Annotated in this window: 14 protein-coding genes; 9 read left to right on the forward strand and 5 right to left on the reverse strand. The window is 70.6% G+C overall.

The annotated features are described in order from the left end of the window. Window positions 1-304 precede the first annotated feature (304 nt). The 4 genes from IPK71_35870 to IPK71_35885 all read left to right on the forward strand — a co-directional run bounded on the left by IPK71_35870 (window position 305) and on the right by IPK71_35885 (window position 3930). Window positions 305-685, forward strand: a complete 381-nt coding sequence (locus IPK71_35870) for a helix-turn-helix transcriptional regulator (protein MBK8219135.1) — start codon at window positions 305-307, stop codon at window positions 683-685. A 203-nt stretch (window positions 686-888) separates the two neighbouring features. Further along, window positions 889-1920 (forward strand): hypothetical protein, encoded by a 1032-nt coding sequence (locus IPK71_35875; protein ID MBK8219136.1) that lies wholly within the window; start codon window positions 889-891, stop codon window positions 1918-1920. Continuing rightward, window positions 1917-2525 carry a hypothetical protein gene (locus IPK71_35880; GenBank protein MBK8219137.1) on the forward strand — a complete coding sequence of 203 codons (609 nt, stop codon included), beginning with the start codon at window positions 1917-1919 and terminating at the stop codon, window positions 2523-2525. Before IPK71_35875 ends, IPK71_35880 begins: the two co-directional genes overlap by 4 nt. 4 nt (window positions 2526-2529) lie before the next feature. Continuing rightward, window positions 2530-3930: a protein kinase gene (locus tag IPK71_35885; protein ID MBK8219138.1), complete on the forward strand. Its 1401-nt coding sequence runs from the start codon at window positions 2530-2532 to the stop codon at window positions 3928-3930. Window positions 3931-3985: 55 nt separating this feature from the next. On the opposite strand, the gene IPK71_35890 is transcribed toward IPK71_35885, so the two are convergent. Beyond that, window positions 3986-4786, reverse strand: a complete 801-nt coding sequence (locus tag IPK71_35890; protein MBK8219139.1) for a hypothetical protein — start codon at window positions 4784-4786, stop codon at window positions 3986-3988. Between the two features lie 313 nt (window positions 4787-5099). Between IPK71_35890 and IPK71_35895 the strand changes: the two genes are divergently transcribed. From IPK71_35895 to IPK71_35905, 3 genes are all read left to right on the forward strand, one after another. Continuing rightward, on the forward strand, window positions 5100-5768 hold the full coding sequence (locus IPK71_35895; protein ID MBK8219140.1) for a DsbA family oxidoreductase: 669 nt from the start codon (window positions 5100-5102) through the stop codon (window positions 5766-5768). Window positions 5769-5803: 35 nt separating this feature from the next. Further along, window positions 5804-6895, forward strand: coding sequence for a hypothetical protein (locus IPK71_35900; GenBank protein ID MBK8219141.1), 1092 nt, complete (start codon window positions 5804-5806; stop codon window positions 6893-6895). A 144-nt stretch (window positions 6896-7039) separates the two neighbouring features. Further along, window positions 7040-8260 carry an ATP-grasp domain-containing protein gene (locus tag IPK71_35905; protein MBK8219142.1) on the forward strand — a complete coding sequence of 407 codons (1221 nt, stop codon included), beginning with the start codon at window positions 7040-7042 and terminating at the stop codon, window positions 8258-8260. Between the two features lie 3 nt (window positions 8261-8263). Here IPK71_35905 and IPK71_35910 read toward each other — a convergent pair whose 3' ends face one another. Next, on the reverse strand, window positions 8264-9154 hold the full coding sequence (locus IPK71_35910) for a nucleic acid-binding protein (GenBank protein ID MBK8219143.1): 891 nt from the start codon (window positions 9152-9154) through the stop codon (window positions 8264-8266). A gap of 121 nt (window positions 9155-9275) precedes the next feature. Here IPK71_35910 and IPK71_35915 point away from each other — a divergent pair, with 121 nt between their 5' ends. Then, complete coding sequence (locus IPK71_35915) at window positions 9276-9752, forward strand: hypothetical protein (GenBank protein MBK8219144.1); 477 nt, start codon at window positions 9276-9278, stop codon at window positions 9750-9752. Next, window positions 9749-11275 carry a GMC family oxidoreductase gene (locus IPK71_35920; GenBank protein MBK8219145.1) on the forward strand — a complete coding sequence of 509 codons (1527 nt, stop codon included), beginning with the start codon at window positions 9749-9751 and terminating at the stop codon, window positions 11273-11275. The genes IPK71_35915 and IPK71_35920 overlap by 4 nt, the downstream gene beginning before the upstream one ends. A gap of 202 nt (window positions 11276-11477) precedes the next feature. Here IPK71_35920 and IPK71_35925 read toward each other — a convergent pair whose 3' ends face one another. The 3 genes from IPK71_35925 to IPK71_35935 are packed head-to-tail and all read right to left on the reverse strand — an operon-like array spanning window position 11478 to window position 13733. Continuing rightward, window positions 11478-12059, reverse strand: coding sequence for a CoA pyrophosphatase (locus IPK71_35925; GenBank protein ID MBK8219146.1), 582 nt, complete (start codon window positions 12057-12059; stop codon window positions 11478-11480). Between the two features lie 7 nt (window positions 12060-12066). Then, the gene (locus tag IPK71_35930; protein ID MBK8219147.1) at window positions 12067-12705 is read right to left on the reverse strand and encodes an MBL fold metallo-hydrolase; all 639 of its coding nucleotides are present in this window, start codon (window positions 12703-12705) and stop codon (window positions 12067-12069) included. A 53-nt stretch (window positions 12706-12758) separates the two neighbouring features. Further along, the gene (locus IPK71_35935) at window positions 12759-13733 is read right to left on the reverse strand and encodes a hypothetical protein (protein MBK8219148.1); all 975 of its coding nucleotides are present in this window, start codon (window positions 13731-13733) and stop codon (window positions 12759-12761) included. Window positions 13734-13790: the final 57 nt, after the last annotated feature.

The following is a 13790-nucleotide window of genomic DNA, read 5'->3' on the forward strand; positions in this document are numbered from 1 at the left end:
TCGAGGTACCGCACCACAGAGTGACGAAATACCCACGACGCGGACGCTCGAAACGGCACGTCGAGTGCCAAAACGGGAGTCTCCGCATCGACATAGGTCGTATCTGCTGCCTCGTGAGATCCGTTCGTTCCTCCGGCGTTGCGCGGACGGGCGGCGTCTCGTAGCGTCTTCGGGGAGGCGCTGGCTTCTGCGCCGACCACCGGAGCTGCGATTTTCGGAAATGAGATGCTCGTGCGGTAGGGACACCCACCACGAAACCCAAGTTGCCATTCCGGTCGATACCGGACTTCCGTCGCAGACGACCGTGGTCGTCGAGACGACAGCCTGCCCCGACTGCGGCCGCCTCGCCAAACCGAGCGCGGTCGATCGCGCCGTGAAGGCGGCCGCGGTGAAGGTCGTCGTCCAGTCGGGCCACGTCTCCGGAAAGACGTTTCGCTTCCTCCGCAAGGCGCTCGACCTCACGGGCGAGGGCGTCGCGAGCGTGCTCGGGCTCGGCGTAGGCACGATCTCGCGCTGGGAGAACGAGTGCCGAGGGGTCGATCCTCGCGCGTGGGCCGTGCTGGCATCGCTCGCCCTCGAGCACGTCGACGACTCGCTCCCGAAGGTGGTCGGCCCGATGCTCGAGGCCATCACCTCGGCCACGGAGGTGCCCGTGCCACGCAAGGTGACGGTCACGGTCGCCTGAAGCCACGCGCCAGGCTCGATCGCCCCCACCGACCGTGTGCTCGGACCTTCGGCTCGCGCGCCCCAGCGCCGAAGCTCAACCATGAGACTTGCACCACGCGGTCGACGTGCCGACTTGGGTGGACGGGTCGGGGCGACGCCCGTACCCTTGTCGGATTGGCCCTTGTTTCTCCGTCGCCATGCGGCCCCAGGATGGACCTTAGGATGAACCGCCAGCGTGAGCTCCCGAGATGCGGGGTTGCCGTCGTCGTGGCGACCTTGGGGATCGTCGCGCCATCACGCGCCTTCGCTGACGCGGGAGCCGACGCGCAAGACCTCTTCGTGCGCGCGCGCGAGCTCCGCGCCGAGGGCAAGTGCGCCGACGCGATCCCGCTCTTTCGAAAGGCGAGCGAGCTCGCGCCAGGGCGGCTCGGCAGCGTCCGCAACGTCGCCGAGTGCGAGGAGAGCGTCGGCCACTACGCGTCCGCCCGGCGCGCGTGGCTCGAGCTCGAGCGCGGCCTGCTCGTCAGCAAAGACGCCACCAAATACGAGGGCTGGGCGAAGGACGCGGCCGAGGCGGCAGCACGGCTCAAGCCGCTCGTGGCCAAGCTGCGCGTCGACGTCGTCGTGACACGCCCCTCGCGCGAGGGGCCAGCACAAGCCGAAGACGGCGCGACCCTCACGGTGAACGGCGAGCCCATCTCCCCCTCCCTCTTCGGCACCGTGCTCGAGCGCGACCCGGGCCCCGTCACGATCGTGGCCAAAGCGCCCACCGCGACCCCGGTGAGGCAGGTCGTCTCGCTGGCCGCGGGCAGCTCGCGGGAGGTGCGGATGAGCCTCGTGTTGTCCAGCCCCGGAGTGCACACGGGGCCTCCCCCTCCGGCGTTCACGACGCGCACGAGCCGCGTGCGCCTCGCCGGCTTCGTCACGCTCGGAGTGGGCGTCGCCTCGCTCGCGGTGGCCGGCATCACCCTTGGCCTGCGCCAGGGCGCCCTCTCCGACCTCGAGGACCTGTGCCCCGGGTACGAGACGGGTCCGTGCCCGACGAGCGTCGGAGGCGTGATCCGCCGAGGCGAGACCGCCAGCACCCTCACGACGGTCTTCGGCCTCGGGGGCGCGGCGTTCGCGGGGGCGGGCCTCGTCATGGTGCTCGCGAGCCCCGACGAGAAGGTCCGCGTGGGAGGAGCGGCGGGCCGCCCTAGGCTCGCGCTCACGCCCACGGTCGGCGGCGCGCAGCTCACGTGGAGGTTCCAATGAGACGAGCGTGGAGGATCTCGGGCGCCCTGGCCGCGGGCATCACGATCGTTGCAGCATGCACGTTCCCGTCCCCGGAGCTGCGCGACGACCTCGTCCTCGACGCCTCGCCGAACGACGACGTGCTCGCGGCGGACACGTCGAGCCCCTCGGAGGCCGGCGCGCCGGACGCCTCGAACCCCGACGTCTTGGCACCACCCGACGCCGATCGGATCGACGGCGACGCCGCGATAACCGCGCCCGACGGCCAGGTCGTCAATTGCGACGAGGACAACGACCGGTTCGCCAAGGTCGGCGGTGTGTGCGGCGGCTTCGACTGCGACGACTCCAACGGGAACGTCCGCCCCGATCGGGACTTCAACACCCTCACGCCGATCCCCGGCACGGGGCCCGGCAAGGGCGGCGACTGGAACTGCAACGGGACGGTCGAGTACGAGCTCAAAGTCGGAGTGGACGAACGCTGTCCACTCCTCGGGGTGGCGTGCGAGGCCGGCTTCGTCAACGCGCAGCCAACGTGCGGTTCGATGGCGCGCTTCGTGGTCTGCGAGAAGAACGGGCTCGGCTGCCGCAAAGCGTCCGACACCCTTCGAGCCGTCGGGTGCAGGTGAGACCATGACGACCCCGAACGGAACGAGGCTCGACGACGGTCCGCGGCGAGAGGCCCCTCGCGCAGCGACGAGCTTCGTGCCGGCCCCAGGGGAGGTCGTCGCCGCGCGGTACCGCCTCGAAAAATTGCTCGGTCGGGGCGGCATGGGGCAGGTGTGGCTTGCGAAGCACACGGAGCTCGACACGCCCTTCGCCGTGAAATTCCTGGAGCGATCGCTCCTCGACGACGTCGATCGGGACACGACGCTCCAGCGCTTCCGCGACGAGGCCAAGATCACGTCGGCGCTGGCGAAGAGGACGCGCCACATCGTGGCCGTGACCGACTACGGGGACATCGGCGGCGTCCCGTTCCTCGTTATGGAGGTGCTCGAAGGCCGCTCGCTCGACGAGGCGCTGAGGAGCCGCCCCTTCACCCCGGAAGGGACACTCGTCATCCTTCGGCAGCTCGCGAAGGCGCTAGCGACCGCCCACGCCGCCGGCCTCATCCATCGTGATCTCAAGCCCGCCAACGTCTTCGTATGCACGGACGACGATGGCTCGCCTCTCGTGAAGGTGCTCGATTTCGGCCTGGTTCGGCCCGTGCGCCCACAAGATCGGAAGTCGACCCAGAAGGGCATCGCCGTCGGCACCCCTTCGTACATGAGCCCCGAGCAGGCCCGCGCGCTGCCCGACGTCGACCACCGCGCCGACGTATGGTCTCTCGCCGTCGTGAGCTACGAGCTGATGACGGGCAAGGAGCCCTGGGAAGGGGAGACGGTGCAGGAGGTCTTGGTCAACGTCTGCCGCTCCGAGTACGCCCCGATCTCGAAGCACGTGCCGGCGCTCCGACGCTTCGACCCGTTCTACGAGAGAGCGTTCCGCCGGCACGTCGATGACCGCTATCGTTCGGCGGAGGAGCTCGTCGAGGCGTTCGGCCGCGCGTGCGCATGCGACGATGCCCCCGACACCGCCCCGGTCGCCGCGGCTGAGGCCCCCACCCCCGTCACTCGATCACGCCGGAGCCCTTGGGTCGCGGGGCTCCTCGCGGCGCTGGCCCTGGCGATCGTCGTCCCCCTCGCGCTGCGCAACGGCCCCTCGGTCTCTACGAGCGCGAGCCCCGCCCTCGGATCCGCTCACGGGAGCGCCGCCGCGCCGTCGACCCCGGCGAGCCTCGCGCCTCTCGTCGCCGTGCACGACCTCCCGACGGCCGCCCCGCCCGCGAGCGCCCCCCTCCCGCTCGGTCGGCATCCGGCGGCCACCGCCAAAGCCGCATCGACAGGGCAGCCCGCTCCGATCTCCGCCGCGCCACCCAAGACCGTCGAGACGGTGGCGCCCAAGACGCCCGAGCCCGCAGCGCCCAAGACGCCCGAGCCCGCAGCGCCCAAGACGCCCGAGCAGAAGCCCCACGACAAGAGCGCGGTGTTCTGAGCGTGGAGTGCCCATGCGCGTGCCCCCCCCCGGGGCGGCGCACGGACGGTCGGCTTCAGGGCACTTGGAAGCAGTAAAAACGCCTTCGGGCGTCGCACGTGCGGCCACCGAACGCCGTCCAGTCGGTCGGGGTCGGCGAAGCGATACGGCGCGCGTTTCCAGCGACGCCGCTCTGGTTCGCGAGCGCGCTCGTCCAGCCGTTGCAGTCCTGCGTGGAGGCCGTCCCGTCGCCGTTCGAGCCCGTCCACACGTAGGTGACGAACATGTTCTCGTCTTGGTCGACGCGGAGGCCGCTCGCGAGGCGATCCATCGGCACGAGTGGCCCCTTCGTGATGAGGTCGGCGCGGCTCGCGGCGACGAGCACCGGGGGCACACCGCCCGCGGTTCCGGGCAGCGAGTACGGCCAGTCGGCGATGCGCCCCGAGGCGTTGAACTTGGTGCCGGACCCGTTCGTGAACGAGAGCCACGCCACGTACTTTCCGGGGAGGCTCGCGGCCATGGCCTCGGTTCGGCAGATGTCGTCGGCGGCGGTCCATGGCGTCTGCCCCGAGGGGAGGCCCGCACCGAACGCGCCAGTGACGCTGGCCGAGGTCACGAACACGAAGTGGAGCGGCACGGCCCCGTCGGCGGCATCCACGGGGGGCGTCGAGGTGTCGGGGATCGCCGCGTCGGCCGCGTCGACCGGTGGCGTGGCCGCGTCGACGGAAGAGGCCCCATCGGGTGTGGCGGTCGAGGCCGTGGGGGCCGTGGCGTCGGGGGCCGAGGTCGGGTCGTCTCCTACACATGCGACCATGGCGCAGGGCACGGCGAAGACAAGGGCGGCAAGGGAAGCGAGCGGACGGAGTGAGCGCACCATGCCCTAGGAATAGCAGCCTCGAAGCGCCGAGGCGCGCCTTCGCGACGCACTTCTCCGGAGGGCATGCGCGGGCTCCGCTCGAGCTCGGTCGAAAATGTCCCCGACCTGCGACGCACGATCGCGGACGGCATCGTACCGGGTGCAACGTTTCGGTCGTCGCGTCTCTCTCCTCTCCCCTCGAGAGTGCGCGGCGGCCCGGAAGGTCTCGTGTCGGCGCCTCCCTCCCCTTCGGGCGCCGATGTCGAGGCCTTCCGCCTTTTGTGGGCGCGGCGGGTCGTTCTCGGGCCTTTCGTTCTTTGCTACACCTCGTTCCATGCTCGAAGCGCCCCCGCCCTCCGGCGAGATCGTGGTGAACCTGGTCGCCGACTTCGTCTGTCCGTGGTGTTTCATCGGCGCGACCCGCCTGGATCAAGCCGTGGCGGCGCTCTCCGAGAAGGGCCAAAAGGCGTCCGTGAAGGTCGTGCACCAGCCTTTTTTGCTCGACCCGAGCACGCCCCCCGAAGGGCGCGATCTCCGGGAGCACCTCGCCGCGAAGTACGGCGGCGACCCCGAGGCGATGTTCGCGAGGGTAGAAGGCGTCGCGCGTGAGAGCGGCATCGCGCTCGACTTCACCAAGGTGCGCAGGAGCGTCTCCACGCAGAAGGCGCACACGCTCGTGCAGCACACCCTCGAGCTCGGCACGCAGCCGGCGTTCGTGAAGGCGCTCTACGAAGCCTATTTCCTCGAGGGGAAAGACATCGGCGACGACGAGGTGCTGCTCTCCCTCGCGGAGCGCCACGGCCTCCCGCGCGACGAAGCGAAGCGCCTGCTCGCCTCGCCGGAAGAGCTCGACGAGACCCTGGCCGAGGCGCGCGCCGCGAAAGACCAGGGGATCTCGGGTGTGCCGTTCTTCGTCTTCGATGGGCGCTTCGCGGTGTCGGGCGCGCAGGGTGTGCCGGTGCTCGTCGAAGCGCTCACACGCTCCCTCCCGCCCGCCGGCTGATCGCCGTGGGGGGAGCCCGATCGCGGCGGTTCACCTTGGGTCGCCCTGCGATCCTCGGTGTCGTCGTGGGCGCGGCCGGCGCCTTCGTCGCGGTCGCGGCCTCGGGCGACGCACCCACGCGTGAGCCCGTGCGCGTCGACTACCGCAGCGAAGGCCAGTGCCCGTCGGGGGCGGCCTTCTTCGGCGAGGTCCGCGCCCGCACCGACAAGGTCCGGATCGCCACGGAAGGCGAACCGGCGCGCGTGCTCCGTGTCGAGGTCCAAGAGGGAGCCAAGGACAGCCAGGGCTCGCTCGTCGTCGTCGGGGCCGACGGAGCCGCCTCGTCCGTCCGGAGGGTGCGCGCCACCACGTGCGACGACGTCGTGCGCGCCCTCGCGCTCGTCGCGGCCCTCGCCATCGATCCCGAAGCCAAGACGGCGCCGCGCGTCGCCCCCTCGCCTTTGCCCCAAGCTCCCGACGCCGAGCCCCCTCCTTCGGCCACTGCCCCCGCGACCGCCGTCGATGCCGGGGCTCCCGAAGCCGCAACGAGCCCGCCACCGCGCACGACCGCTCGCACGACGCCCACCGCCACGCCCAAGCTGCCCGAACCGCCCGAGCCCCCCGCGAAGACGGAGATCTCCCTCGGTCTCGGCGTGGGCCTCGAGGGCGCGACGGTGCTCGAGGCGCGCCCCTCGCCGGTGCTCGTCTTGGGCTTCGACGTCGCGCGAAATCGCCTGCTCGCGCCGTGGCTCGCCCTCCGCCTCGCGCGGAGCTTCGAGGGTGAGGCGGCCACGGCGGCGGGCACGGCGAAGCTCGTCTTTTCGTCGGCCGCGCTCGAGGGGTGCCCACTCCGCCTGCGCCTCGCCGAGCCCCTCGCGCTGTCTCCTTGCGCCCGCGTCGCCTTCGGTTTCGTCGAGGCCGAGGGCGCAGGCATCTCCACTCCGGCGAGCGCGCTCCGAGGGTGGGGAGATGTGGGCATGCACGCCCGGGCCGCCCTTCACCTCGCGGGACCCGTGCACCTCGACGGGCACGTCGGAGCGCGTGTGCCCCTCTTTCGCGACACGTACTTCGTCGACGCGGGCACCACGCTCTACGAGATTCCACGGGTCCTGCTCGCGTTCGGCGGAGAGCTCCGCGTCGCGTTCTGAACGTCGTCGCGCGTGCGGGCCCGGGGAGCCTCCACGCGCACGGCCTGCGCGCGAGCCCCGCGGCCGCTCCAACGTGTCGCGATTCGGTGACAGGGCGCATCGACGGGCCACGCTGCGGCGAAGTCGTGGTAGGCCTCGGTCGAAATGCGCGTCGTCTTCCTCGCCCCGCTCTACCCCCCCGAGATGATGCAATACACGCGCGGCCTCGCCGAGGTCGGGGCCGAGGTGTACGGCGTCGCCGACAGCCCGCGCGAGGCCATCCCCCGGCAGGTCCGCCCCTACCTGACCGATTACTTGCAGGTTCCACGCATCATGGACGAGGACGACGTCCTCGAGCGCGTGACGGCGTGGATCGCGGGCAAGGGCATCGACCGCATCGTCACGAACTGGGAGCCCCTGGTCGTGCTCGCGGCGCGCCTCCGCGAGCGCCACGGCATGCCGGGCATGAGCGTCGATACCGCCAAGGGCTTCCGCGACAAGCAGCTCATGAAAGAGCGCGTGCGCGCGGCCGGCCTCCGTGTGCCCAAGTCGCGCCGCACCCGCTCCGACGACGCCATCCGCGAGGCCGCCGAGGAGATCGGCTACCCCATGGTGGTGAAGCCCATCGACGGCGCCGGCAGCGCGAACACCTACAAAGTGTCGAGCCGCGCGGAGCTCGAACAGACGATCCCGAAGATGCGCGGCGTGCCCGAGATCATCTGCGAGGAGTACATCGACGGCGAGGAGTTCACGTTCGACACCGTGTGCATCGGCGGAAAGCCCGCCTTCGAGAACGTCGCGGCGTACCTGCCGAAGCCGCTCGAGATGCGCACGATCCAGTGGATTTCTCCGGTGATCATCACCGTCAAAGAGATGTACCAGCCGAAGCTCCGCCCGGGCGTCGAGCTCGGCCGCAAGGTGCTCACGGCGCTCGGTATGGACGACGGCTTCACGCACATGGAGTGGTACCTGACCTCGAAGGGCGAGGCCGTGTTCGGCGAGATCGGCGCGCGGCCCGGCGGCGCGTGCCTCGTCGATCAGATGAACTACACCTGCGACATCGATCTCTTCCGCGAGTGGGCGAACGTCGTCTGCCACAAGCGATTTTCCGCGAGCACGAAGCGCCTCTACAACGCGGCGATCGTGTTCAAGCGCGCGCTCGGCGAGGGGCGCATCTCGCGCATCGAGGGCCTCGGAGACTGGCTCCGCGCGTGCGGCGACTGGGTCACCGAGGAGCGCCTCTTGCGCCCGGGCACGCCCCGCCGTAACTGGAAGAACACCCTGCTCTCGGACGGGTACGTCCACGTGCGCCACCCCGAGTACCGCGAGGCGCACCGCATGGCGTTCATGGCCGCCACGAACATCCGCATGTACGCCGAGCCCTGAACGTCACCCCTTCGGGGATCGCGACACGGCGGGGGAGCTCCCCTCCACGAGGCGCACCGTGCCGTCCTCGCCGAGGGAGACCTTGCCCTCGCGGAGCAGGTGCCCGACCGCGCGTTTGTAGGCTTTTTTGCTGAGGCCGAAGAGCCGCCGGAGCTCGTCGGGGCTCGACTTGTCGGACACCCGCGCTTTGGGCGAGCGCGTGAGCACCCCCAGGACGGCCTCGGCGTCCTCGTGGATCTCTTCGTGCGCGAGCCCGCGAAGCGAGAGCTCGAAGCGCCCATCGGGGTGCACCTTCGCGACACGAAACTCGGCCACCTCACCGCGCGAGAGCACGTGCGGCTCGCTCGCGGGCAAGAGCCCCACGCACCTTCGCTCGACGATCACGAAGAGCCCGATGTGCGGCTCGTTGCGGTACGCCTCGCCCGAGACCCACTCGCCCACCGTGAAGCCTCGGCGCTCGCGCAGCATCTCGGAGACCCGCATGGTGCCGGCGAGCCGCCCCGACGGGTCGACGTAGAGCCCCACGGGCACGCGCATGCCCTTCACGAGATCCTGCGTGCGCTCGGCGTGCGGCACGAAGAGCTCCTTCGGGAGCCCCCAGTCCACGAACGCGCCGATGCCCGACACCTGGGTGACCTCGAGGAACGTCACCTGCCCGAGCCCGAGCTTGGGCCTGCGGGTGGTCGCGAGCGGGCGGTCCTCCGAGTCGAGCGTGACGAACACCTCGACTTCGTCTCCCACCTGCGTCCCCGACGGCACCTCGGCCCCGGGCAGGAGCACCACGGGGCCACGAGGGTCGTCGCCTCGACCGGGGAGCGCGAGGAACGCGCCGGGCGGACCGAAGCGCCGGACGACGAGCGAGACGACACGACCGAGCACGGCACGATGAGGCATGGCGGCCCACCATACCCCATCGCAGGCCCTCGAATTCTCGGGGTTTCGAGGCGCGCGAAGAATGTGAGGATAGGCTCACGTTTCCGAGACACGCGGCCGACCCTTTGGTAAGGTGGCGCCCATGAACCTCCGCAAGCGCCCCGTGCTCGAGGGCACGTACGACGTCCCCACACGAGAGCCTCTCCCGGTCTCGGCGGGCACGCTGCGGCGTGGGCGAGCCGTGGCGGAGGCCCTCTTCGCGAGCGAGGCGGGCGCGCCCGACCACGAGCGCCTCGTGTGGCTCGAGCGCGAGATGGCGAGCTTCGTGGGCCACGCCGGAGAGGACGCGCGGCGCATCTTGGGCTTGAGCCTCCTCGCGGTGACCGTGCTCGGGCCGATCATGGCCGGGAAGTGGGGCTTTCTAGGTCGCTCCCTCGCCGAGCGGCAGGCCATCCTCGCCCGGGTCGAGCACAGCTTCTTGTCGACGGCGCTGCTCGCTGTGAAGGCGGTGCTCTGCATCCTCTACTTCGAGCACCCGGCCGCCACACGCGAGATCGGCGGGCCGTTCGGCTGCCTCGTCGAGGGCGAAGGCGCCACTGCGAAAGGAGGCCAGTCATGATCGCGGTCGAGAGCGGCAGCAAGAAGAACGGGCCCTTCGAGATCGACTGCGACGTGGTCGTGGTCGGGTCGGGCGCGGGCGGCGCCGTGATCGCGTGCGAGCTCGCCGAGGCCGGGCACGACGTGGTGGTGCTCGAAGAGGGGCCGTTCGTGCCCGCGGCCGAGCACGGAAAGATGCGCCCGAGCGAGTCGCTCCGGCACGTGTGGCGCGGCGGCGCGTTCACGGTCGCGTTCGGCCTCGGGGACACGCCGCACATCAACGTGACCATGGGGCGCGTGGTGGGCGGCTCGTCGACGGTCACGGGCGGCGTGTGCTTCCGCGTGCCGGGCTCGGTGCTCTCCACGTGGCGAAACGCCCGCGGAATGGCCCACTTCACCGAAGAGGCCCTCGAGCCGTACTACGCCTCCGTCGAGAAGGCCGTGCACGTCGAGGAGGTGCCCGTCCACATGCGCTCCCAGTCGACGCACCTCTTCGTGCGCGGCGCCGAGGCGCGCGGCCTCGAGATGAAGCCCATCTCGCGCAACACGGACGGCTGCAACGGGTGCGGCCGCTGCAACTTCGGCTGCCCCCACGTCGCCAAGATGAGCGTCGACGTGACGTACCTCCCGCGGGCCGCCGCGAAGGGCGCGCGCATCTACGCCGACTGCCTCGTCGAGCGCGTGCTCATGAAGGGCGATCGGGCGATCGGCGTCGAGGGCCGCATGGGCAACGGCAAACACGGGAGGCCCAAGGACGGCTTCGTCGTGCGCGCGAAGCGCGTCGTGCTCGCGGCGGGCGCGGCCTTCACGCCGCTCCTCCTCCGGCGCTCGGGGGTGATGGGCGTCTCGGGCGAGGTGGGCAAGAACGTCACCGTGCACCCGGGCTTCCGCATGATCGCCCGGTTCGAGCAAGACGTGAGCGGGTGGAGAGGCGCGCTCCAGTCGGCCTACACCGATTCGCTCGAGCACGAGGGCATCACCATGATGGGGCTCTTCGTCCCGCCCGCCGTGCTCGCCGCGACGATGCCCGGCACGGGCCCCGAGCTCCTCCGCCGCGCCGGAAACGTGAATCATCTCGCTATTTTCGGTGGCATCATCCACGACGAGGGAGGCGGTCGTGTGTGGCCCGGCCTCGGGCGCGAGCCCATCCTCACGTACCGCATGGCGAAGCGCGATCGGCAGCTCGTCCCGCGGGTCATCCGCGAGATGGGCGAGGCCTTCTTCGCGGCCGGCGCCAAGGAAGTGTTCCCGCCCGTGCTCGGCGCCCCCGGCATGGACGCCGACGCCTTCCGCGCGTTCCCGTTCGAGAGCGTGAAGGCGCGCGACATCGAGTGCTCCTCGCAGCACCCGCTCGGGAGCTGCCGCATGGGGATGACCCGCGAGCACTCGGTCGTCGATACGTTCGGCAAGGTGTGGGACACACGGGGCCTCTACGTGGCCGACGGGAGCCTCGTGCCGACGAGCCTCGGCGTGAACCCGCAGCTCACCATCATGACCCTCGCGACGCGCGTGGCGTGGCACCTCCGCGACACGCCGTACGCCTGATTCGCACGACGGCCCGCCAGCAGACCCTAGCAGCCCGTTGATTTTCTCCCGTCGGCCGCTCGCCGCCGCATCCCGACCGCCTTCGTTGCGATCCTGCGGTGCGTCCTCACCTACAAAAGTAGGCTCCGGGCGCTCCTCGGATCGCGCCTTGGCGGGTCGGGCGCGGACGTCGAACGGCCTCGGTCCGAAAATCAACGGGCTGCTAGCGCGCGACCTCGGCCACCACGGTGATCAGGTTGCGCAGCACCGCCGCCGTGGCTCCCCACACGAGCTCGCCCTCGACGTGCCAGCCCACCTTGGGAAATACGCCCTTCGCGCGCGTCGCGAACGTGCGGAGCGGCGCCGAGAACACACGCGCGACCTCCTCGGGGTTGGGCGCGGGCTCGAACGGCGCGCGGAGCCACGCGACGTAAGGCGTGATGACGAAGCCCGTGAAGGTGACCACGTCGTCGAGGGAGCCGAGCACGTCCACGTGGTGCTCGTGGAGGCCGAGCTCCTCGTTCGCCTCGCGGAGGGCCGTGAAGAGCAGCGTGGCGTCGGATGGGTCGCGTTTTCCCCCGGGGAACGCCACCTGCCCGCTGTGACGGCGCATCGTCTCGGGGCGTTTCAAGAGCCACACGTGGGTGTCGCCGTCGCGCTCGAAGAGGCACGCGAGCGTGGCGCTCTCGGCCCCTGCGCCTTGGCTCGCGGGTACGACGGAGCGCGCGCGGGCAGCGAGAGCCGAGCGCAACGACTCGCGCAGGGTCGCTTCGGTGAGGGTCGCGTCGCGGACGGCGTCGCTCATGGGGAAATCATCGGAGAAAAGGGTTCTTCTCGCGCTCGTCGACGACCCGGGTGGTAGGGCCGTGCCCGGTGACGACCAGGGTGTCGCCCTCGAGGGTGAGGATGCGCTCGCGAATGGACGACAAGATGAGATCCGAGTCTCCCCCCCAGAGATCGGTACGTCCGATGCTTCGACGGAACAAGGTGTCGCCGGCGAAGAGCACGCGGTCGTCGCCCGCGGTGAGCAAGAAACAGACGCTGCCCGGCGTGTGCCCCGGCGTGTGGATGACCCCGAGCTCCGAAGCCCCCGCGTTCACCGTGCCTCCGTCCCGGAGGGCGCCGTCCATGTGCGTCGTCTCGGGCATCGCGATGCCGAGCATCGCCGCCTGTACCGGGAGCATGTCGTAGAGCGGGCGATCGGCCTCGTGGATCTGCGCGGTGCAGCCGTAGGCCGCGACGAGCCCCGGCGTCGCGCCGACGTGATCGATGTGCGTGTGCGTGTGCACGACGTGCGTGGGGACGACCCCGAGCGCCTCGAGCCGCGCGCGGATCTTGGGGAGCTCGCCGCCCGGGTCGACCACGATGGCGACCTTGGCCTCGAGGTCGGCCACGATGGAGCAGTTGCAGCCGAGGGGCGCGACGGGGAACGACTCGACGTGGAGGGCCATTCCCCCTCCTTAGCGCCATCGCCGCGAGATTTCCGCGGATTTTTGCGGCGTGCTCAGCGCATGCGCTCGATGGGGCGCGCGCCGGCCTTCGCTTGGAACCAGGTCGTGTCGAGGTGACGAGGGAGCGACGAGGCGAAGAGGCAGTCCCGGAGGGCGCTGGTCTCGAAGGCGACCGCGCCGTGAGCCGACGGGGTGCGCACGAGCACGGCCTCGGCGCGCGTGATGGCCTCGCGGGAGAGGGTGCCCTCGACCCGCTCTTTTTCGCAGTGCACGCCGCGCCGCTCGAGCTCCGAGAAGAGCCACTCGTTCATCTTCTCGGTGGGCCCGGTGGCCGTATACGAGACGAGCTTGTGGCGCGTGCGCTGCGGCCGCCCTCGCCCCTCGGCGACCCAGTCGCGGAACACGTCGGCGTCGGCGTAGAGCGCGTCGAACAGGTAGACCTCGTTCACCTCGACGCCCCCGTGGCGAAGGCACTGGGCCGCCGCGTGGTAGCCCCCCGAGTGCGCCGAGAGGCAGATCCGGCCGAGCGCGGCTCTGTGGAACGCGGTCGTCCCGAGGGCCTTCGCGACGGCCTTCTGGTCGAGGTGCACGAGCACGTCGCGGACGAGCGCGCGAAAGCCCCCCGGAGACTCGAGCTTGCCACACGACGAGTCGGCCGCGTTCACGGGCCCCTGAGGGACGACGAGGATCGCGTCTTGGCGGCTCGCCACGAGCTGCTCGCGGAGCTTGTGCGTGACCATCGCTCGCTCGGCCGTCGTGCCGTGCCCGTGGAAGTGCACCAGCATGGGCACCTCCTTCCCGGGCGATGCGCGGAAGTGCCGAGGCACGAAGACGAGGACGGTCGAGTCCGTGTAGGATGCACCTTTAGCCGGGAAAGGCGCGCTCTGGAGCGAGAGCGCGAAGGTCGTTCCATCCCCGTCTTGGGCCAGGATCCGAACGGCTTCGGCCGACGCCTCGCGAGCGCCTGCGACGACGGCAGCCCCGAGGGCGAGCATCAAAAAGCTGCGGCGAGAGCGGGTGGTCACCATGTAGGCCTCCTACCCACATGGACTGCACCACCACGCCAAAGAGGGCCAACTTTTCGT

It is taken from the genome of Myxococcales bacterium, assembly GCA_016712525.1.
Taxonomy (GTDB): Bacteria; Myxococcota_A; Polyangia; order Polyangiales; family Polyangiaceae; genus JAAFHV01.